This window comes from Yinghuangia seranimata (genome assembly GCF_029953285.1).
In the GTDB taxonomy this organism is placed as follows: domain Bacteria; phylum Actinomycetota; class Actinomycetes; order Streptomycetales; family Streptomycetaceae; genus Yinghuangia; species Yinghuangia seranimata.
This window is the reverse complement of sequence record NZ_JASAOI010000069.1, coordinates 61,540-82,622: the sequence shown is the minus strand read 5'-3', so window position 1 is coordinate 82,622 and position 21,083 is coordinate 61,540. Positions and strand designations below refer to the sequence as shown.

The 21,083-nt window shown below is 74.0% G+C and carries 18 protein-coding genes; 16 read left to right on the top strand and 2 right to left on the bottom strand.

Going from position 1 to position 21,083, the window contains the following annotated elements:
• Positions 1-10 precede the first annotated feature (10 nt).
• Positions 11-736, bottom strand: coding sequence for a PaaI family thioesterase (locus QI554_RS38000; protein ID WP_281477059.1), 726 nt, complete (start codon positions 734-736; stop codon positions 11-13).
• Positions 737-867: 131 nt separating this feature from the next.
• Between QI554_RS38000 and QI554_RS37995 the strand changes: the two genes are divergently transcribed.
• From QI554_RS37995 to QI554_RS37920, 16 genes are all read left to right on the top strand, one after another.
• Positions 868-2,517, top strand: coding sequence for an AMP-binding protein (locus QI554_RS37995; RefSeq protein WP_281477057.1), 1,650 nt, complete (start codon positions 868-870; stop codon positions 2,515-2,517).
• A 72-nt stretch (positions 2,518-2,589) separates the two neighbouring features.
• The gene (locus QI554_RS37990) at positions 2,590-3,354 is read left to right on the top strand and encodes a DUF5819 family protein (RefSeq protein WP_281477055.1); all 765 of its coding nucleotides are present in this window, start codon (positions 2,590-2,592) and stop codon (positions 3,352-3,354) included.
• Positions 3,341-4,597: an HTTM domain-containing protein gene (locus QI554_RS37985; protein ID WP_281477053.1), complete on the top strand. Its 1,257-nt coding sequence runs from the start codon at positions 3,341-3,343 to the stop codon at positions 4,595-4,597. Before QI554_RS37990 ends, QI554_RS37985 begins: the two co-directional genes overlap by 14 nt.
• Positions 4,594-5,250, top strand: coding sequence for a TrmH family RNA methyltransferase (locus tag QI554_RS37980; protein WP_281477051.1), 657 nt, complete (start codon positions 4,594-4,596; stop codon positions 5,248-5,250). Before QI554_RS37985 ends, QI554_RS37980 begins: the two co-directional genes overlap by 4 nt.
• A 3-nt stretch (positions 5,251-5,253) precedes the next feature.
• Positions 5,254-6,096, top strand: coding sequence for an NTP transferase domain-containing protein (locus QI554_RS37975; protein ID WP_281477050.1), 843 nt, complete (start codon positions 5,254-5,256; stop codon positions 6,094-6,096).
• A 736-nt stretch (positions 6,097-6,832) separates the two neighbouring features.
• Positions 6,833-8,041 carry a molybdopterin molybdotransferase MoeA gene (locus tag QI554_RS37970; RefSeq protein ID WP_425528129.1) on the top strand — a complete coding sequence of 403 codons (1,209 nt, stop codon included), beginning with the start codon at positions 6,833-6,835 and terminating at the stop codon, positions 8,039-8,041.
• On the top strand, positions 8,035-9,090 hold the full coding sequence (locus tag QI554_RS37965; protein WP_425528127.1) for a potassium channel family protein: 1,056 nt from the start codon (positions 8,035-8,037) through the stop codon (positions 9,088-9,090). The genes QI554_RS37970 and QI554_RS37965 overlap by 7 nt, the downstream gene beginning before the upstream one ends.
• Before the next feature lie 70 nt (positions 9,091-9,160).
• A complete protein-coding gene (locus QI554_RS37960) occupies positions 9,161-10,153 on the top strand; it encodes an NAD(P)H-quinone oxidoreductase (RefSeq protein ID WP_281477046.1) in 993 nt (330 codons plus the stop codon).
• Positions 10,154-10,298: 145 nt separating this feature from the next.
• The gene (locus QI554_RS37955) at positions 10,299-10,985 is read left to right on the top strand and encodes an LPXTG cell wall anchor domain-containing protein (protein WP_281477045.1); all 687 of its coding nucleotides are present in this window, start codon (positions 10,299-10,301) and stop codon (positions 10,983-10,985) included.
• 293 nt (positions 10,986-11,278) lie between these two features.
• A complete protein-coding gene (locus tag QI554_RS37950) occupies positions 11,279-12,052 on the top strand; it encodes a hypothetical protein (RefSeq protein ID WP_281477043.1) in 774 nt (257 codons plus the stop codon).
• A gap of 129 nt (positions 12,053-12,181) precedes the next feature.
• Positions 12,182-12,781 (top strand): PadR family transcriptional regulator, encoded by a 600-nt coding sequence (locus QI554_RS37945; RefSeq protein WP_281477041.1) that lies wholly within the window; start codon positions 12,182-12,184, stop codon positions 12,779-12,781.
• Positions 12,778-13,506, top strand: coding sequence for an ABC transporter ATP-binding protein (locus tag QI554_RS37940; protein ID WP_281477039.1), 729 nt, complete (start codon positions 12,778-12,780; stop codon positions 13,504-13,506). The genes QI554_RS37945 and QI554_RS37940 overlap by 4 nt, the downstream gene beginning before the upstream one ends.
• Positions 13,503-16,313 (top strand): FtsX-like permease family protein, encoded by a 2,811-nt coding sequence (locus tag QI554_RS37935; protein WP_281477037.1) that lies wholly within the window; start codon positions 13,503-13,505, stop codon positions 16,311-16,313. The genes QI554_RS37940 and QI554_RS37935 overlap by 4 nt, the downstream gene beginning before the upstream one ends.
• Before the next feature lie 75 nt (positions 16,314-16,388).
• Positions 16,389-16,925, top strand: a complete 537-nt coding sequence (locus tag QI554_RS37930; protein WP_281477036.1) for a bacterial proteasome activator family protein — start codon at positions 16,389-16,391, stop codon at positions 16,923-16,925.
• 196 nt (positions 16,926-17,121) lie between these two features.
• Positions 17,122-18,174, top strand: coding sequence for a protein kinase domain-containing protein (locus QI554_RS37925; RefSeq protein ID WP_281477035.1), 1,053 nt, complete (start codon positions 17,122-17,124; stop codon positions 18,172-18,174).
• 308 nt (positions 18,175-18,482) lie between these two features.
• Positions 18,483-20,045 (top strand): protein kinase domain-containing protein, encoded by a 1,563-nt coding sequence (locus QI554_RS37920; RefSeq protein WP_281477034.1) that lies wholly within the window; start codon positions 18,483-18,485, stop codon positions 20,043-20,045.
• A gap of 5 nt (positions 20,046-20,050) precedes the next feature.
• On the opposite strand, the gene QI554_RS37915 is transcribed toward QI554_RS37920, so the two are convergent.
• Entirely contained in the window at positions 20,051-21,061 is a 1,011-nt protein-coding gene (locus QI554_RS37915) for a phosphotransferase (protein WP_281477032.1), read from the bottom strand.
• Positions 21,062-21,083: the final 22 nt, after the last annotated feature.

Here is a 21,083-nt window from a genome sequence, read left to right as displayed (position 1 = left end):
ACGTGTGCGTTCAGCTGTGGGCGCCGGTGCCCGCGCCCGGGGTGCGGTCGGAGACGAAGACCGCCGTCGCCTCCGCGGTCACGACGCCGTCGGCGCGGATCTCCCCCGTCGTGAACGTCTTGCGGCCCTCGCGGCGGTCGAAGCGCGCGCTGAGCTCCAGCGGGACGTCGTAGGGCGTCGCCCGCCGGAACCGGATGTCCAGGCCCGCCGTGAAGCCCGCCGGGCCGCTGGCCGAGGCCGCGACGCCCAGGAGCTGGTCGAGGATCGTCGCGACGACGCCGCCGTGGACGCGGCCGGGCGGGCCGCCGTGCTGGGCGCGGAGCGTGACGCGGCCGCGGATCTCGACCGGGACCGGTTCGGCGCCCGCCGGGGGCGGGGTCGGCAGGTCGAGGAACTCGACGCGGGCGGCCTGCGGGTTGAGCCGGCCCGAGCCGGCCTGGGTCAGGTGTTCGAAGCGCCCGTTGTCGTGCCGGACGAGCTGGACGACGGCGTCCTTGGGGCGCTGGGCGGCACGCAGCAGCTCGGTGGCGCGGGCCACGAGCTCGGCGGCCTCGCTGCGCGCGGCGGCGTCCACGTCGGTGACCACGGTGGCCTCGACGAGCTCGCGTACCGCGTCGGCCAGGGCGAAGGCCTCGTCGGGGATGTCGGCCGCGGCGGGCATGTCGGCGCCGAGCATGGCCGCCAGGGTGGCCGCGGAGGGGCCCGAGAGGGTGGCTGACGTGGGTTCCGGGCTCATCCGCGCCCTGCCTTTCGGTTCCGTGCGGCCGGCGGCTGCGCCGACACGTGTCTGCTGACTCTGTTGACACTGTCAATCATGCGGACAGAATGCATCTGACGGTGTATCAGAATCCGCCGAGGGAGCACATCATGGTCACGATCGCCGAACTGGTGCACGCGCAGGAAGGCGACCACCGAACCGGCCTGATGTTCGAGGACCGGACCTGGACCCACCACGAGGTCTCCCGCGCCGCCGCCGCCCGGGCCGCGCTGCTGACCGACCGGCTGCCCGCCGGCGCGCCGCCGCACGTCGGGGTCCTGCTCGACAACGTCCCCGAGTTCCCGTTCTGGCTGGAAGGCATCGCCGCGGCCGGCGGCACCCTCGTCGGCGTCAACTCGACCCGGCGCGGCCCCGAACTGGCCCGTGACATCACGCACGCCGACTGCTCGATGATCGTCACCGAACGCGCCCACCTCCCCCTGCTGGAGGGCCTCGACCTCGGCATACCCGCCGAACGCCTGCTGGTCGTCGACGACCCCGAGTACGCCGACACCCTCGCGCCGTACGCCGGCGCCGCGCTGCCGGACGTGTCCGCCGTCGACCCGGCCACCCGCCTGCTGATCGTCTTCACGTCCGGCTCGACCGGCGCGCCCAAGGGCGTCATCTGCTCGCAGGGCCGCCTCGCCGGCGCCGGCGCGGTGCTGACCGAGCAGTTCGGCTTCGACCGCGACAGCGTCAACTACATCTGCATGCCGATGTTCCACGGCAACGCGCTGATGGCGAACTGGTCGCCGGCGCTGCGCGCGGGCGGCGCGGTGGCGCTGCGCAGGAAGTTCTCGGCGTCCGGGTTCCTCGAAGACGTCCGCAAGTACAACGCGACGTACTTCACCTACGTGGGCCGCGCGATCTCGTACATCCTCGCCACCCCCGAGCAGGCGGACGACGCCGACAACCCACTGCGCGCCGGATTCGGCACCGAGGCCGGCAGCGTCGACATGCACCGTTTCGAGAAGCGCTTCGGCGCCACGCTCACCGAGGGCTACGGCAGCTCCGAAGGCGGCATGAGCGTCAACTGGCGCCCCGGCACCCCCGACCGCGCCGTCGGCCCGTGCCCCGAGAACGGCGCGCTGCTGAACCCCGAGACCGGCCTGGAGTGCCCGCGCGCCGTGTTCGACGACGCCGGCCGGCTGGTCAACGGCGACGAGGCGATCGGCGAACTGGTCAACATCGGCCGCAACGGCTTCGAGGGCTACTGGCGCAACGACGCCGCGAACGCCGCCCGCACCCGCGACGGCCAGTACTGGACCGGCGACCACTTCTACCGCGACGCCGCCGGCTACCTGTACTTCGCCGCGCGCAGCGACGACAAGCTGCGGGTCGACAGCGAGAACCTCTCGGTCGCCACCATCGAGGGCATCCTGTCCCGCTTCGCCCCCGTGGAGGCGGTCGTCGTCTACGGCGTCCCCGACCCGGTCTCCGGCGACCAGGTCATGGCCGCCCTGCAGTTGCGCCCCGGCACCGCGTTCGACCCGGACGCCTTCGCGGCGTTCCTCGCCGACCAGCCGGACCTCGGCACGAAGATGCCGCCGCGCTTCGTCCGGATCGCCGAGCGCATCCCCGTCACCGCGACCAACAAGGTCAACAAGGTCGGGCTGCGCCGCGAGGGGTTCCGGACCGACGAGCCGGTGTGGTGGTCGCCGGAGCGCGGCGCCGACTACCGTGCCTTCACCGCGGCGGACCGCGCCGAACTGCTCGGCCGGTACGCGGCACACGGCCGCGAGGGCGCCCTCGACCTGTGACGGCACCTGAGGGTGCCCCCGACGGGCACGGAGCCGATAGCGTGCGGCTGCCGCAAACGTACGGGGAGGGCCATGCCTGAGCAGGACAGCCCGGACACCGGGGTCGATTCCGGTGCCGGAGCGACACCGACCGGGGCCGGCGGGACGGCGGACGAGGACGGGACGGCGGCCGCGCCGACCCGCCCCGCCGCCGTCCGGTCGTACGACGGCTACGAGGCGGACCCCGCCGACCCCGCGGGCCGCTCGCCGCGCGTCCGGCTGGCCGCCGCGGCGGTCGCGATCATGCTCGTCTCCGGTGTCGTGCTGCACCTGCTGTTCGTGACCATGCACGTCGCCCCGCCGAACCGGGCGTCGCAGAAGTACCAAAAGACCACGAACGAATGGATCTACCCGCTCTTCGAACAGAGCTGGAAGCTGTTCGCGCCCGACCCGCTCAACCTCAACATCCACGTGACCGCCCGCGTGCGGGTCAAGGCGCCGGACGGCACGGTCACCGAGTCCGCGTGGATGGACCTCACCGGCGACGACATCGACCACATCAAGCACAACCCGTACCCGAGCAAGGCCGACCAGAACCTGCTGCGCCGCGCGTGGGACTTCTACACCGGCTCGCACAACAGCGACGGCAGCCGCGCCAACGACCAGGGCGAGCTCGCCGAGCAGTACCTGCGGCGCATCGTCATCAAGCGGCTCCAGGCGGACGGACGCGCGGACGGCGTGGTGGCGGTCCAGGTGCGGTCGGTGTCCACGCCGATCGCGCCCCCGGGGCAGTCGCAGGAGGAGCCGATGGTCCGCGACCTCGGCTGGTTGGAGGCGCAGCCCGATGACTTCCGTTGATTCCGCGTCCGGGCCGGTGTCCGAGCCCGTGTACCAGCCCGTGTCCCAGCCCGCGGCGGAGCCGGCCCCCGAGGCGGCCGCGCAGGGCGTCCCCGCACAGCCCGGGCCCCGGGAGCAGCACGCGAAGGCCGCGCCCAAGCGGGTGCCGCTCGACGTCCGGGCGTCCGACGCGCTCCTCGGCTGGATGGACCGGCTCACCGGCCCGACGCGCGGCACCTACCAGGCGGCGATGCTCCGCGTGGGCTTCGGCCTGGTCTTCCTGATCACCCTGCTGCGCGAGGTCCTCAACCGCCGCGAGCTGTGGGGCGACCAGTCGCCGTGGTCGCCCGACATGGCGCGCCGCCTGCTGTCCGGCGTGAACGGGAGCAGCCTGCTCCTGCTCCGCGACGACCGCTGGTGGTTCGAGCTCATGTACGTGCTCGCCATCGTCTTCACCACGCTGTTCGTCCTCGGCTGGCACACCCGCGCCACGGCCGTGCTGTTCTACGTCATGGTCGAGTCGTTCAAGGAACGCTCGATCCTCATGACCGACGGCGGCGACGTCGTGCTCGGCCTGATGGCCTTCTACCTGATGTTCACCGCGTCCGGCCGGGTGTGGTCGCTCGACGCGCGCCGCGCCCGCCGCACCGGACGCGGCGCGTCGCCCGGACCCGGACAGGAGACCGGCGTCCTCGTCGCGCTCGTCGCCGTCGTCGCGGTCGGCCTGCTGCTGCCGTGGTGGTCGGCGCTCATCGGCGCGGCGATCGTGTTCGTCGGCATGTGGCGGCTGCCCTTCGAGCTCGAGCAGCTGCGCATCGCGGTGGTCAGCGCGATGCACCACTGCGCGATGGTCGTCATCGCCGCCCAGGTCTGCATCGTGTACGGCGCCGCAGGCCTGTTCAAGGTGCAGGGCGGGCGCTGGCAGGACGGCACGGCCATGCACTACGCGCTCCGGCTCGAGTACTTCTCCCCCTGGCCGTCGCTCTCCCACATCGCCGAAGGCGGCGCCGTCGGCGGCACGCTCATCGCCTACCTGACCGTCTTCACCCAGGTCGGGTTCGCGTTCCTCGTCTTCGCCAAGCGCGCCAAGTACGTGGCCATCGCGATCCTGCTCGGCATGCACCTCGGCATCGCGGTCCTGCTCGGCCTGCCGATGTTCTCGGCGTCGATGGCGCTCGGCGACGCGGTCTTCCTGCCGACGGCGTTCCTGCTGTGGGTCCGTGCGCGGGTGCCGTGGCCGCGCCCGCGTACCCTTCGAGGGTGATCGACGACCCGGACGAGGCGCCCGCCGAGCGCGAGGTCGGCGTCGGCCCGCACCCGCTGCCGTGGCCCGACGACCCGCGCTACGACCGCGTACTGCTCGCCGAGGGCGACCGGCGCAACGTCGTCGACCGGTACCGGTACTGGACGCACGACGCGATCGTCGCCGACCTCGACACGCGGCGGCACGAGTTCCACGTCGCCGTCGAGAACTGGCAGCACGACTTCAACATCGGCTCCGTCGTGCGCACCGCCAACGCGTTCCTCGCCAAAGAGGTCCACATCGTCGGCCGCCGCCGCTGGAACCGGCGCGGGGCGATGGTCACCGACCGGTACCAGCACGTGCGGCACCACGACTCGGTAGCGGCGTTCGCGGCCTGGGCGGAGTCGGAGGGCCTGCCGGTCATCGGCATAGACAACCTCCCGGGCGCGGTGCCGCTCGAGACGACGAAGCTGCCGCGGCGTTGCGTTCTGCTGTTCGGGCAGGAAGGGCCGGGGCTGACCGAGGAGGCGTGGGAGGCGTCCGAGGCGGTGTGCTCGATCGCGCAGTTCGGCTCGACCCGGTCGATGAACGCGGGCGCGGCGGCGGCGATTGCGATGCACACCTGGATCGTGCAGCACGTGCCCGCCGACCAGCTGCCCCCGACGGGGGAGTGAGGCATGGCCGACGAGGCGGGCCCCGAATTCGACGCGGTCGTCCTCGCGGGCGGCGCGGCGCGGCGGCTGGGCGGCTCCGACAAGACCCGGCTGCGGGTGGGCGGACGCACCCTCCTCGACCACGCGCTCGACGCCTGCGCGGGGGCCCGACGGGTTGTCGTCGTCGGCCCGGAACGGCCCACCGCGTACGAGGTGCGGTGGACCCGCGAGGAACCCCCGGGCGGCGGGCCCGTCGCCGCACTGGCGGCCGGGCTGGCGCTCGTGGAGGCGCCGAACGTGGTCGTGCTCGCGGCCGACCTGCCTTTCGTCACACGGGAGGTGACGCGCCGTCTGCTCGACGCCCTGCGGGCTGCGGACGGTGTCCTGCTGGTCGACGACGAAGGCCGGGACCAGCCGCTGCTGGCCGCCTACCGCACCGCGGCACTGCGGAACGCGGTGGACGCCGTGCCCGACCCGCACGGCGCGGCGCTGCGGCGGACGCTGGCGCCACTCGACCTGTACCGGCTGCCCGACGAGGGGTCGGCGGCCTTCGACTGCGACACCTGGCCGCAAGTACGCGCGGCCAGACGGCGATCGGGAAGTGGGGAAGACGTGCTGGAGGACTGGATCGAGGCCGTCAAGGCCGAACTGGGCATCGACCTGGACGTCGACGTGGCAGGCCTGCTCGACATGACCAAGGTCGCCGCCCACAACATCGTCCGCCCGGCCGCCCCGCTGACGGCCTTTTTGGTCGGCTACGCCGCAGCCCAGGCGGGCGGCGGCCCCGAGGCGGTGGCCGAGGCCCTCCGGAAGGCCGAGGCCCTGGCCGCGGCGTACCGACGCCCCGACGAGGACGCCGAGGCCTGACCCGCGTGCCGGCGCCCGACGAGACGGCCGGCTCGACTGGCTGGGTTGCCGCGCACGGGCTCGCGACGCTGTGGCCAGGGCGCGTCAGAGGCTGGGCGCGTCGGCGTGCTCATGACGCACGCACTGAGGCGGCCCAGCGTGGCTGCGGCGCGCCGACCGCCCGACGAGGACACCGAGATCCGTCCTGCGGGCCGGTCCCGGGACCGGCCGTCGCGCGAGTCGGGATGCGGACACTGAGGCCTCGCCCGCGTGCCGGCGCCCGACGAGACGGCCGGTTTTGACCGACTGGGTTGCCGCGCACGGGCTCGCGACGCTGTGGCCAGGGCGCGTCAGAGGCTGGGCGTGTCGGCGTGCTCATGACGCACGCACTGAGGCGGCCCAGCGTGGCTGCGGCGCGCCGGCCCGACGAGGACACCGAGATCCGTCCTGCGGGCCGGTCCCGGGACCGACGGTCGGGCGGAGTCGGGATGTCCGGCGACACCGCCGGGCCGACCGGCTGAGGATGTCGCGCGGGTCGTGTCGGTGTGGCCGAGCCGCACGTTGCTCGCGGCGTGCCGCTGCCTGTCTGAGCGGTCCTCGTTGGGCGTTCCACTGCGTGCGGCGTCGGCTGTAGGTCTCCGGTTGTTGCGTGTCGGCGTTCCGTTGGGTTCGGCGCTCCCGCTGCGTCGGGTGGGGGCGGCTCGTCGGGCAGGTGTTCGTGATCTGCGGCGCATTGTCGGGGGCGTTGCCGCGGATCGTGGGGTCGGCGCGGGACGATGGGGGCGTGAGTGAGCGAAGCGCTGAGCACCACGACCTGGCCTGGCCCGACGCGCGGGCGCGGGCTCGGGCGGCTGGGCGGCCGTTGCCGGCTGTGTCGCGGACGTTGCACCATGCGCGGGACCACGTGCTGGCGCGGCCGGTGACGGCGCTGACGGATCTGCCGCCGTTCGACACGTCGGCGATGGACGGCTGGGCGGTCGCGGGGCCCGGGCCGTGGCAGGTGCGTGGGCGGCTGCTCGCGGGGGAGGACGGCTCCACCGTCGGCGCGCTGCGGGACGGGGACGCCGTCGAGATCGCGACCGGTGCCCGGCTGCCGCACGGGGCGACCGGGGTGCTGCGCAGTGAGCGCAGCAAGGTCGACGACCGGCTGTTGTTCGGCGAGGTGGAGCAGGGCGGCGACATCCGCGCGCAGGGCCAGGAGTGCCGGACCGGCGACGAGCTGCTGCCTGCCGGGACCGTCGTGACGCCGGGGGTGACCGGGCTCGCCGCGGCGGCCGGGTACGACGAGCTGGTCGTGATCGACCGGCCGCGCGTCGAGGTGCTGGTGCTCGGTGACGAGCTGCTCGACTCGGGGCTGCCGCGCGACGGCCGGATCCGCGACGCGCTGGGGCCGCTGCTCACTCCGTGGCTGCGCGCGCTCGGCGCCGACGTGCGGCGGGTGCGGCGGCTCGGGGACGACTTCACGGTGCTGCGCCGCGCGGTCGAGGCCTCGCAGGCGGACGTCGTCATCACCACCGGCGGCACGGCGGGCGGTCCCGTCGACCACGTCCATCCGCTGCTGCGCCAGCTGCGCGCCGAACTGCTGGTCGACGGCGTCGCGGTGCGCCCCGGGCATCCGATGCTGCTGGCGCACCTGCCGGGCGCGCGTCCGGGCGCGGGCCGGTTCCTCGTCGGGCTGCCCGGCAATCCGTTGGCCGCGGTGTCCGGCATGCTCACGTTGGCGGTGCCGTTGCTGCGCCGGTTGTCGGGCCGGCCCGAGCCGCGTCCGCGCCGGGTGCGGCTGGCGGCGGCGGTGACCGGGCATCCGCGCGACACCCGGCTGGTGCCGATGTCCGGCGACGTGCCGCTGCACTTCTCCGGGCCCGCGATGCTGCGCGGCTTCGCCGTCGCGGACGGCATGGCGGTGGTGCCGCCCGGCGGTCTGCGCACGGGGGACCGGGTCGAGGTGCTGCGGGTGCCGTGGTGACGTCCTCGGCGGACGGCGCCGTCGGGATCCCGCGCCAACGCCCGGGCCCGCTGACGCAGGTGCTGCGCCGTTTCGGGCTCGCGCTGGCGGTGCTGGTCGTGACGGTCGTGCTCGTCTACGTCGACCGCGACGGGTACCGCGACAACATCGACGGCTCGATGTCGTTGCTCGACGCCTTCTACTACTCGACGGTCACGCTCTCCACGACCGGCTACGGCGACATCACCCCGGCGAGCGACTCCGCGCGTCTGATGAACGCGGTCGTCATCACGCCGCTGCGCGTGGTCTTCCTGATCATCCTCGTCGGCACCACCCTCGAAGTCCTGACCGAGCGCACGCGGGAGCAGTGGCGGCTGTCCCGCTGGAGGTCCACCTTGCGAGACCACACCGTCGTCGTCGGGTACGGCACCACCGGCTACAGCGCCGTGCAGACGCTGTTGGCCCAGGGCGTGCCGCGGGACCGGATCGTGGTCGTCGACCCGGATCCTGACGCGGTCGCGTGGGCGACGGACGAGGACGGCCTGGTCGCGGTGACGGGTGACGCGACGCGCGCCGAGGTGCTGCGCCGCGCCGAGTTCGCGCGGGCGAAGAACCTGATCGTCTCGGTCAACCGCGACGACACCGCCGCCCTGGTCACCTTGACCGCGCGTCAGATCAACCGGAAGGCGTGGATCGTCGCGGCGGTGCGCGAGGACGAGAACTCCCCGCTCATCCGGCAGAGCGGCGCCGACTCGGTGGTCACGACCGCGAGTGCCGCGGGCCGGCTGCTCGGCGTGTCGATGCTGAGCCCGAACGTCGGCGAGGTCGTCGAGGACCTGCTGCAGTACGGCTCCGGCATGGACCTGGTCGAACGCCCGGTCGACACGGGCGAGACGGGCAAGTCGCCGGCCGAGTGCCGGGACCTGGTGGTGGCGGTCGTGCGCGGCCACCGCACGCTGCGGCACGACGATCCGGCGGCGGCGAAGCTCGCGGCGGGCGACCGGCTCGTGGTGATCCGCTCGAACGCCGCGCCGCACGCGTCCGTGCCGAGGGGCGGCACGGACCGGTAGCGTCCGGTCGCGCCGCGGTGTCGCAGGACGCCGCGGCGGGACAGTGTCACCGAACGAGGAGCACGAACCGTTGTACGCGATCACGATCGAACGGCCCGGCGGGCCCGAGGTGCTGGCCTGGACGCAGGTTCCGGACGAGGAGCCGGCGGCCGGCGAGGTGCTGGTGGAGGTCGCCGCGACCGCGGTCAACCGCGCCGACATCATGCAGCGGCAGGGCTTCTACCCGCCGCCGCCGGGGGCCTCGGCGTACCCGGGCCTTGAGGCGTCCGGCCGGATCGTGAAGGTCGGGCCCGGCGTGGCGGGCTGGGCGGTCGGCGACGAGGTGTGCGCGCTGCTCGCGGGCGGCGGGTACGCGCAGTTCGTCCGGGTGCCGGTGGGCCAGCTGCTGCCGGTGCCGGACGGGGTGGACCTGGTGACGGCGGCGGCGCTACCGGAGGTCGCGACCACGGTGTGGTCGAACGTGTTCATGGTGGCGCACCTGCGCCCCGGCGAGTCGTTCCTGGTGCACGGCGGTTCGAGCGGCATCGGGACGATGGCGATCCAGCTGGCGAAGGCGATCGGCGCGCGCGTGTTCACGACCGCCGGCACCGAGGCGAAGCTGGCGCGCTGCCGTGAGTTGGGCGCGGACGTGGCGGTGAACTACCGCGAGGAGGACTTCGCGGCGCGGATCGCCGAGGAGACCGACGGTGCGGGCGTCGACGTGATCCTCGACAACATGGGCGCGAAGTACCTGGGGCGCAACGTCGAGGCGCTGGCGGTCAACGGCCGCATGGTGGTCATCGGGCTGCAGGGCGGCCGCAAGGCCGAGCTCGACCTCGGCATGCTGCTGGCCAAGCGCGCGGCGGTCGCGGCGACGACGCTGCGGGCCCGGCCGCTGTCGGAGAAGGCGGCGATCGTGGCGGCGGTGCGCGAGCACGTGTGGCCGCTGATCGCCGCCGAGCGGGTCCGGCCGATCGTCGACCGCATGCTGCCGGTCACCGAGGCCGCCGAGGCGCACCGGGTGGTGGAGGCGAGCGAGCACATCGGCAAGGTGCTGCTGACGGTGGCCGGGTCGGGGGACTGACGGCCCGGCTCCGGCGGGTCGGGGCGGCCGGTGTGTGACAGTTCGGCACACACGGATGTCGGTTATTGAATGATTTGCCGCATTTTCCTACGGTGTGAAGCGTCGCCGGGTCCTCCGGCCGCGTGTGCGCTGGGGAAGGGTGGCCGTGTCGAAGCGGGTTCGTGCTGTCGCGGCGTCCTTCGTGCTCACAGTGCTGACCGTGCCGGTGGCGGTGGGCGCCGTCGCCGCTCCGGATCCGGTGCCGCCGGTAGGGCAGGGGCCGGCCACCGCGCCCATGGTCGAGCCGCGGGCCGGGCTGCCGGGGCTGCGGCCCGACCCAAACGCGCATCCGTCCAGCGCCCCGGCGCGCGAGCGCGAGGCGCCTGGACGCGCGGACCGGCCGTCCGACGCGGAGCTGGCCGCGCTGCTGGCCGCCGTCGCGCCGCTCGGCATCCGGCCGGTGACCGACGTGACGGGGGTGCCCGCGCTCACGGTGGACCACGAACTCGTGCTCGCCGGTGGGCTGGAGGGGCTGGACGCGCTGCGCGCGGCCGGGATGCAGATCGCGCCGGGTCCGCGCGCGGGCGTGAGCGCCGTGCACTCCGGCACTCGAATCATCGCCTGGTATCTCGTCGACCAGCCCGCGCCGGGCGCCGCCTCGGGCTCCCCCGCCCCGGGTTCCCCCGCGCCGTCGGCCGCGCCGTCGTCCGTCCCGTCCCGTACCCCGGTGGCCGAACTGCCGCACACGGGCGCGTCCGGCACGGTGCCGGTCGTGCTGGTCGGGCTGGTGCTCGTGGCGGCGGGTGGCCTGGTGGTGGCGGCGGTCGCGGGCCGCGGGCGCGCGCGGGGCTGATCGCGCGTCCGTCGTCCGGGTGTTCGGGCGCGAGTCGGAACATTCCCGTGCGTATCGCGCGCGGCGGGATAGCGCGGCCCGCGCCGGGGTAGGCGCCGTCTGGTGCAACTCCCAAGAACAGTGCAGTCTCGTCAAGGCGGGCGCACCACGGGGGCATCGCTAGGACATCGCTGACGGCGGACCCTGATTCGCGATAGTTTCCGGCAGTGCCGCCTCGCCGCCGGCCGCGGGCAGGGCGGCGCCCCCCGGCCGGCAGGGGGGCTGGAACCCCACGGGCGGGGAAGGGAGGCCGGATGCGGACAGTCCGTGCCTTCATCCGGCGCGTCCCGGCCGGCCCGGTCGTCATCGCGCTGCTCATGATCGGCGTGCTCACGCTGGTCAACCTGTACGGCTCCCAGGGCGCCGTCGAGCACGCCGCGCCGTCGGAGCCGGTGGGCATCCCACCGCAGCTGCCCGCCGAGGAGCACGCGCTCCCGGGTCCGGCCGCGACCTCCGAGGCGCCGGTCGAGGTGTCCCCCGTCGCGCCGACCGACCTGCCGGTGCCCCCGGCGTCGCCGAAGGCCGGCGGTGCGCCGAGCACCACGCGCCCGGCGCCGTCCGCGACCCCGGGCCAGTCCGGCGGTCAGCCCGCGCCGCCCGTCGCCCCGCCGCAGACCAAGCAGCAGAACGAAGGCAACCAGGGCCAGCAGGGCTCGGACGGCGGCGACAACGGCGGCTCGGGTCCGCGGGTCAAGGTGGTGGGCGTCGTACTGACGAGCGACCACAACCAGGGCGCGTGGGTGCGCTGCGACGGCCGCGACGAGGTGATCATCGCGGCGACCATCCTGGTCGACGGCGGCGAGGGCGACGTCGTGTACCAGTGGTACTTCGACAACAAGCGCTCGTGGCCGCCTGACCTGCTGCACTTCACCGGCAACGGGCAGCGCCAGCAGAGCCTGCAGATCCCGTGGACGGTCGACTCCCACTACAGCGGCACGCGGGTGCGCGGGCAGGTGCAGTTGCGCATCCTGCAGCCGGTGGTGAACGCGCAGACGCAGCGCATCACCATCGACGTCACCTGCGTCTGAGTGCCGTCCGGCGGGCCGCGGCTCGTCCGGCCGCCGTGTGAACTTCCTTGACGCGAAACCCCCTTCCCGAACAACCCGGCAGCGCGAGAGCCCTTGTGCCGGTGAGCATACTCGGTATACATACTCAGTATGTCCATCAAGCACGGTCTGCTAGCCCTGCTAGACCAGGGCCCGCGCTACGGCTACCAGTTGCGCGCGGAATTCGAATCCCGCACCGGCTCGACGTGGCCCCTCAACGTCGGCCAGGTGTACACGACACTTGGCCGGCTCGACCGCGACGGCCTTGCGCAACCCGACGGCGAGGACGACGAGGGCCACGTCTTCTACCGCATCACCGACGCCGGACGCCGCGAACTGCACGCGTGGTTCGACGAACCCGTCTCGCGCGCCGACCGGCCCCGCGACGAACTCGCCATCAAGCTCGCCATGGCGGTCACCGTCCCCGGCGTCGACGTCGTCGCGGTCGTGCAGCACCAGCGCGCCCACACGCTGCGCATGCTGCAGGACTACACCCGCCTGAAGATGCGGGCCGCGGACGACGACCTCGCCTGGCAACTCGTCCTGGAGAACCTCGTGTTCCAGGCTGAGGCGGAGATCCGCTGGCTCGACCACTGCGAGGCGCGCATCGCCCGCCGCGACCTGACCGCGCCCGCGCCCGCTCCGCTGCCCGCCGTTTCGGACGGCGCCCCCGCCGTCCGCGGCGGCCGCACGCGCAAGGGGCGGCGATGAGCACGCCGGTGCTCGAACTGCGCGGCCTGGGCCGCACCTACGGCAAGGGCGAGACGCGTGTCGAGAGCCTGATCGGCATCGACCTGACCGTCGCCGCGGGCGAACTGCTCGCCGTGATGGGTCCGTCCGGGTCCGGAAAGTCCACGCTGCTGATGCTGGCCGGCGGTCTGGACGCCCCCACCACCGGACAGGTCCTCGTCGAGGGCACCGAGATCACCGGCCTGTCCCGGCGCAGGCAGGCCGCGCTGCGCCGCCGCAGCGTGGGCTACGTGTTCCAGGACCTCAACCTGATCCCCGCGCTGACGGCCGTCGAGAACGCCGCGCTCCCCCTCGAACTCGACGGCACCTCGGTGCGCAAGGCCCGCGCCACGGCGCTCGCCGCGCTCGCCGAGATCGGCATCGAGGGGCTCGCCGACCGGTTCCCCGACGAGATGTCCGGCGGCCAGCAGCAGCGCGTCGCCATCGCCCGCGCGCTCGTGGGCGAACGGCGCCTGGTGCTCGCCGACGAACCCACCGGCGCGCTCGACTCCGTCACCGGTGAGGCCGTCCTGCGCGTGCTGCGCGCCCGCTGCGACGCGGGCGCCGCGGCGGTCCTGGTCACGCACGAGGCACGGCACGCCGCCTGGGCCGACCGCGTCGTGTTCCTGCGCGACGGCCGGCTCGTCGACGACACCGGGCGGCAGAGCGAGGCGGAGAGCCTGCTGGCGAAGGACGTCCGCGGATGAGCGCGCTGACCTCGTGGCGGGCGGCGCTGCGCATCGCGCGCCGCGAGGCGTGGCGGGCCAAGGGGCGCAGCCTGCTCATCGTCCTCATGGTCGCGCTGCCGGTGTTCGCCGCCGCGGCCGCCGACATCACGTACCGCAGCCAGCAGTTGGACCTGAACGAGCGGCTGGAACGGGTCATCGGCCAGGCCGAGGCACGGTTGCGCGCCGAGCCGCTCCCGATCGCGCAGGACCCGCTGGACTTCACTGACAGGGTGCCCGAGTACAGCGCGCCGTCCATCGACCCGGCGACGGGGCGGCCCGGCCCGTACGTCCCTCCCCCGCCCGGCGACCCCAAAGCGTTCGTTCCTCCCGGCGCCGCCGTGCTGACCGAAGCGAAGACGCGGGTCATCGTGCGCACCGGCTACGGCCTGGCGAGCGTCGACTGGCGGGAGTTCGACTACGCGGCACCGCTCGCCCGCGGCATCGTCACGCAGGTCGAGGGCCGTGCCCCCAATGGGCCGGACGAGGTGGCCGTCACCGTGAAGCTGCTCCACTCCGGCGGCCTGCGGATCGGCGGGACGCTCGCGGACCAGGCCACCGGAACGGTCTTCCGCATCGTCGGCACCGTCGAACTGCCGGACTCCCTGCGGGCCGTGAGTGTGATCACGAAGCCGGGCGCGCTGCTGGACCGGCTGCCGCCCGGCGCCGTCCCCCCGGCGGACGTCGAGTACCTGGTCGCCGGGCCGACCCCCTTCACATGGGACAAGGTGCTCGCCGCGAACGGCAAGGGCGTCGCCGTGCAGTCCCGTTCCGTGGCCGAACACCCGCCGCCGGACAGCCAGGTGCCCTTCTACCGGCAGGACCTGTCGGGAGCGAAGCGCTTCTCCGACCTCGCCATGGCGGTCGGTGTCGTCGTGGTCGGCATGGCGCTCCTCGAGGTCGTCCTCCTCGCCGGACCCGCCTTCGCGGTCGGCGCGCGGCGCCGCAGGCGCGACTTCGGCCTGGTGGGCGTGGTCGGCGGCGACGCGCGGCACATCCGCACCATCGTGCTCGCCGACGGCGTCTTCCTCGGCGGGCTGGCGGGCCTGGTCGGCGGCACCGGCGGCCTGCTCGCCGCGTGGTTGTCGCGCGACTGGTTCTCGGAGACCTCCGGCAAGCGCCTCGGACACTACGACGTGCGGCCGCTGGAGGTCGTCGCCGTCGTCGTGCTCGGCGTGCTGATCGGCCTGGTGGCGGCCGCGGTTCCGGCGTTCCTCGCGGCCCGCGAGAGCGTCGCGTCCTCGCTGTCCGACCGGCGCGGGGTGCGGCGCGGCTCGCGGCTCCTTCCGGCGGCGGGCCTCGTGGTCTGTGCGGCGGGACTGGGTCTCGCCTACTACGGGGCGCGGTCGAACCCCGACGACACCGTGCTGCTGGCCGGATGCACGGTGGCCGAACTCGGCGTGATCGCGTGCTGCCCTGCGCTGCTCGGCCTCGCCGGACGGCTCGGGCGGCTGCTGCCGCTCACCCCGCGCCTCGCGCTGCGGGACGCGGCGCGCAACCGGCCGCGCACCGCGCCCGCCGTCGCGGCGGTCATGGCCGCGGTCGCCGGGGCCACCGCGGTCGCGGCCTACTGGGCGAGCGTCGACCACGACGCGCGCTTGCAGTACCAGGCGGTGAGCCGCCCCGGGCAGGTGTCCGTGACACTCGACAGCGGCACGATCCCGGCGGGGGAGCACGCTCGGACGATCATCGAGCAGACGCTTCCGGTGACCGGCGACGGCCCGGTCCGCGGGCTCCGCCAGTCCTGCCCCTTCGACCAGGCCTGCGACACGGTGTCGTTGACCCGGCCTCCCGCGAACCGCTGCCCCGCGGAGGAGCGGATGCGGTCCGAGCCGATGTCGACGGGCGCCGTCTTCATGGACGAGGAGACGCGCAAGGACCCGCGCTGCCGCCCGCAGATCGTCCGGGGCTTCCTGTTCGGCACGGTCGTCGGCGGCGTGTCCGAGATCCAGCGGATCAACGGCGCCGTGGAGCCGGGTATGGCCGACGCGCTGAAGCACGGGGTCGTCGTCTTCGACCCGTTGATGCTCGACGCGGAGGGCAAGGTCACGGTGCTGGTCAGCAGGAACGTCGTGACGTCCGTCTCCTCGGACGGTATTTCCCCGACGGGGTCGCCCGCACCGCCTCCGCCGCCGACCGAGGTCAGGCTGCCCGGCCGGGTGTTCGCGCCGCCGGAGGGCGGGTCGTTCGTCCAGGCGGTGTTCGGCGAGGAGGCCGCGCGCGCCACCGGCGTCGAAACCGTCACGACGGGGCTGCTCTACGACACCCGGCGGATGCCCACCGAGGCCGAGGTGCAGCACGTCCAGGACATGCTGGTCACCGCCAGGTTCCCGGGCTGGCTGCACGTCGAACGCGGCTACCAGGGCCGGCCGAGCACGCAGATCCTGCTGCTCGCGGCGTCCGCGCTCGTCGTCGCGCTCGGCGCGGTCGCCGTCGCGACGGGCCTCGCGCTGGCCGACGGGCGGGCCGACCTGGCCACGCTGGGGGCGGTCGGAGCGCCTCCGTACGTGCGCCGGATGCTGTCCGCCGCGCAGAGCTGGACGATCGCGCTCATCGGCACGGCGCTCGGACTCGTGGTCGGCCTGCTCCCCGCCGCGGCGTTGCGGTGGAAGACCACGGACACCGTGGAGGAACTGGCCCGCGTGAGCGGCATCGACCCGCCAGGGACGCCGCTCGTCGTGCCGTGGGGCCAGATGGGCCTGGCCCTGCTGGTGCTGCCGCTGGTCGCTGCGGCGCTCGCCGCGCTGTTCACGCGCTCCCGCGCGCACTTCCGCACCCGGCGCGCCTGACCCGGGCCGCTCCTCTCGCCTGGCGCGGGGACCCGTCCGTGGCGGGGCCCCGCGCCGACGGGAGAGGATGGGACCATGGACATGCCGAACAGCGAACCGCAGGACGAGAACCCCCACGTCGTGATCGTCGGCCCCGACGGCATGGCGGTCGGGGGCGCCGAGGGCGAGGAGAACGGCGACCTCGCGGTCACCGACATGGTCGAACAGCCCGCAAAGGTCATGCGCATCGGCAGCATGATCAAGCAGCTGCTCGAGGAGGTGCGCGCGGCGCCCCTCGACGAGGCCAGCCGGGTCCGGCTCGCGGAGATCCACAAGGGTTCGATCAAGGAGCTGGAGAAGGGCCTCGCCCCCGAGCTCGTCGAGGAGCTGGAGCGCCTGACGCTCCCGTTCAACGACGACGTGGTGCCGACCGAGGCGGAGCTCCGCATCGCGCAGGCCCAGCTGGTCGGCTGGCTCGAAGGGCTCTTCCACGGCATCCAGACCGCGTTGTTCGCGCAACAGATGGCCGCGCGCGCCCAGTTGGAGACGATGCGCAGGGCGCTGCCGCCCGGTGCGATCCAGGGCCGCCCGGGCGAGCCGGGCGCGGGCACGACGTCCGGCCCGTACCTGTAGGCCGCGGCACCACCCGGCACCAGCAGTAAGGCCCACCTGAGTTCGCGTGCCCCGGCGGGCGCGTGAAAGGGTCGGCGACCGCGGCCGCGCACACCGGCCGCGACCGCCACGCAGACTCGCGGGGGGGGGGCGGGGGGGGGGCCCCCCCCCCCCCCCCCCCCCCGCCACCACGACGCCGCACCACGGGGGGCCGCTGATGGTGCACGACCGGGACGACCGGCACGACGAGTTCGCCGGGACGGAGTTCGGCGCCGGCCGGTACCGCACCCTGCGGCGGGTCGGCGGCGGCGGAATGGCGGTCGTCCACGAGGCCCACGACCGCGCCCTGGACCGCATCGTCGCGGTCAAGCGGCTGCGCGGCGAACTGGCCGAGGACGTCGTCGCCCGCTCGCGTTTCGCGCGCGAGGCCGAGCACGCCGCGGCGCTCAACCACCCCGCGGTCGTGCAGGTCTACGACACCGGCGAGGACCCGGGCAAGGCCGGGCCGGTGCCGTGGATCGTCATGGAGCTGGTCGAAGGCGTCACGCTGCGCGCGCTGTTGCGGCACGAGGGGCCGCTCGCGTGGCCGCGCGCGCTGCACATCGTGGCGCACGTGTTGGACGCGCTGGAGTACAGCCACGGGCGCGGCATCGTGCACCGCGACATCAAGCCGGTGAACGTCATGGTGACCGAGGACGGCGCGGTCAAGGTCATGGACTTCGGCATCGCGCGCGCCGTGCAGGGCACCGCGGCGCCGCTGACCGCCGCCGGCCACATCATGGGCACGCCGCAGTACTTCTCGCCCGAGCAGGCCCTCGGGCATCCGGCGACGCCGCGCAGCGACGTCTATTCGGTGGGCTGCCTGCTGTACGAACTGCTCGTCGGGACGGTGCCGTTCGACGGGGACAGCGCGATCACCGTGGCGTACAAGCACGTGCGCGACGAGCCGGTGCGACCGTCGGCGTACCGCGCGGACATCCCCGGCACGGTCGACGACCTCGTGCTGCACGCGCTGCGGAAGGACCCGCAGCTGCGCTTCGGGTCGGCCGCCGAGATGCGCGCGGCCGTGGCGCGCTGCCTCCCTGACGGTGCATCAGGTATGTCGGCGGTGATCGTCGCCCCGGGCGGCGGCGCGCACCGCAGGCGCGCGAGCACGTCCACGGGGCGTCGTGCGCAGCGCGCGGACCGCGCCCGGCGGCGCATGCTCGCGTACGTCGCGGGCGCGCTGGTGTGCGTCGTGGCGGCCGTACTCGCCGTGGTACTCGGCTGACGGCCCTCGGCCGCGGGGTCTTCCGCCCCACCGGATGGTCGTGGACACCCCCGCACGCCGGTCGGCAAGTCCCGCTATCCTGACGGACCCCGTGGTCGTGGACGTTGCGGTGAGCTTTGTCTCGGGCCTGCGAAGGCCTTTGCCGCATGGCGCGACCCCGGGCCAGGTACGGTGACTCGGACGCCCGATTGCGGGACAATGCCACGTGCGCACGGTGCCGGGATCCGCCGTGCCTTTGCGGCCCGGCGATCGTTGGGACGAGCGAGTCCGTTCCCGGCGGACCGTGACGAGACGGACGGCGAGGAGTGATGGGTCAGCCGCAGCGCCCGGACGACGATGTCTCCGGGACCAAGCTCAGGACCGTGGGCGCGGGGCGTTACGAGCTGGGGCGCCAGCTCGGCCGCGGCGGCATGGCCGAGGTGAGCATGGCCCACGACGTGCGCCTGGGGCGCACCGTCGCCGTCAAGACGCTGCGCCCCGATCTGGCCCAGGACCCGGTGGCCCGCTCGCGCTTCGGCCGCGAGGCGCAGAATGCCGCGTCGCTCAACCACCCCGCGATCGTGTCGGTGTACGACACCGGCGAGGACCGCGTCGGCGAGGAGCTGGTGCCGTTCATCGTCATGGAGTGCGTCGAGGGCCGCACGGTGCGCGAACTGCTGTCCGCGGGAGCGCCGATACCGCAGGAGCAGGCGCTGCGGATCACCGAGGGCGTGCTGGAGGCCCTCGAGTACAGCCACCGGAACGGCATCATCCACCGCGACATCAAGCCCGCGAACGTCATCATCACCAACTCCGGCGCCGTGAAGGTGATGGACTTCGGCATCGCCCGCGCGCTGCACAGCGCCGCGACGACGATGACCCAGACCGGCATGGTCATGGGTACGCCCCAGTACCTCTCCCCGGAGCAGGCCCTCGGCCGTACCGTCGACGCCCGCAGCGACCTGTACTCCAGCGGCTGCCTGCTGTACGAACTGCTGGCGCTGCGGCCGCCGTTCAACGGCGACACCCCGCTGTCCGTCGTGTACCAGCACGTGCAGGACGACCCGCGTCCGCCGTCCGCCTCGGACGCGCGTATCCCTCCGCACCTGGACGCGATCGCGCTGAAGGCGCTCGCCAAGAACCCGGACGACCGGTACCAGACCGCCGAAGAAATGCGGATGGACCTGCGGCGCGCGCTGGCCGGGCAGACGGTCCACGTGCAGGCGCCGACCGGGCGGATCCCCGCGCAGCCGCCCACCGGCACCACCCGGCAGGCGTGGGCGCCGGGCGTTTCGCCGACCGCGCCCACCGCGCGGATCGCGGGCGGGCCGGCCCAGGGACGCAACAGTGACCTCGAGGCCACCACCCTTGTGCCGCCCGGGCATCGCACGCTGCCGGCGAACGACGGCGGGACCGGCGCCATGCCGGTCGTGTCGGAGCCGCGTCGCCGGCGCGGCGGCGGGTTCTACGTGCTGGTGGCCGCCGCGGTGGTCGCGGTGATCGCCGGTGTGACGATCCTGGTGCTCGCCCTGACGAACAAGAACGACGCCGACGAGGGCGGCAGCGGTGGGCAGACGCCGAACACGGGCACGAGCCCGAGCACGCAGCTGCCCACCGAGACGTCGAACGACAACCCGTTCCCCGGTGGCAATCAGCTGCCGTCGTCCAAGCCGTCGCTGACCGGCGGGCGCGTGACGACCCAGGCGCAGCAGCCGTCGCCGTCGACGGCCACGACGTGGCAGTCGCAGAGCCCGACGGCGACCTCGAAGTCGTCGAGCCCGACGGCGACCTCGAAGCAGTCGACGACGTCGGCCTCGACGACCAGCGCGGCGCCGACCCAGACGACGCCGTCGTCGGCGCCGCCGCCCGCCGGGAACCCCTCGACCCGGTAGCCGGGTCAGCCGACGAACGCGTCCATGACCTCGTCGTAGTTGCGCGTCCACCACACGATCAGCGCGGCGGCGGACGCGAACAGCGGGTCGGAGCGGTGGTCGCTCTCGTCGTAGTGCCGGCGGAGCATCCAGAAGTCGTTGAGCCGCTCCCACCACAGCCGGCGCACGGCGGCGGCCAGCTGCCTGCCGCCGGGGTCGGCGATGCCTCGGTAGGCGTGCATGAACGCGCGTACCCGGGAGAGGTCGAGGGTGCCCTGCGGGCGGGTGGTGAAGAACAGCAGCGCGGCGCGCACGGTCTCTTCGGTGTCCGGCAGCGCCGCGAGCCGGTCCCAGTCGATGATCGCGACCGGGTCGCGGTCGGCGTACAGCAGGTTCAGCGGGTGGAAGTCGCCGTGCACGTAGCCGGTGCGCGGCGCCGCGTCGTCGGGCGGGCGGCGGTGGGCGAGACGGCGCAGCATGCGCAGCCGCTCGATCAGCCGGTGCTCCGCGAGTTCGTCGAAGGTCTCGCGGACCGGGCGCGCCCGTATGCCCTCGAGGAGCCGGTGGGCGACGGCCATCGACGCGGCGGCGTCGGCGGCGGGGGTGAACAGCGGCTGCTGGACGGGCGGCAGCAGCCGCATGAGGGTCGCGTGGACGCTGCCGAGCAGCGCGCCGAGCCGCGCGCACTCGGCGTGGTCGAGCTCGCCGCCCGCGCGGTGCGTGCCCTCGACCCACGGGAACAGCGCGAACCACCGCCCGCCGACGCACCGGGCGGTGCGGCCGTCGCGGCCGGCGACCGGCGGCAGGGCGGGGACGCCGTGCCGGGGCAGGCGCGCGGTGACGCGGTGCTGGAAGGCGATCGCGGCCGGGCTCTGGTGCAGGTAGTGCTTGAGGAACCAGCGGCCTTCCGTGGTGGTCACCTCGTAGCCGCGGTTGAGCAGTCCCTCGGCGACGGGGCGGAACCCGAGGGGCGTGCCGACCGCGTAGTGGCCCAGCAACGCGGCCAGCGGGGAATCGCCCGGACGGGGTGTATGCATACAGTAACTGTATGCTACTTAG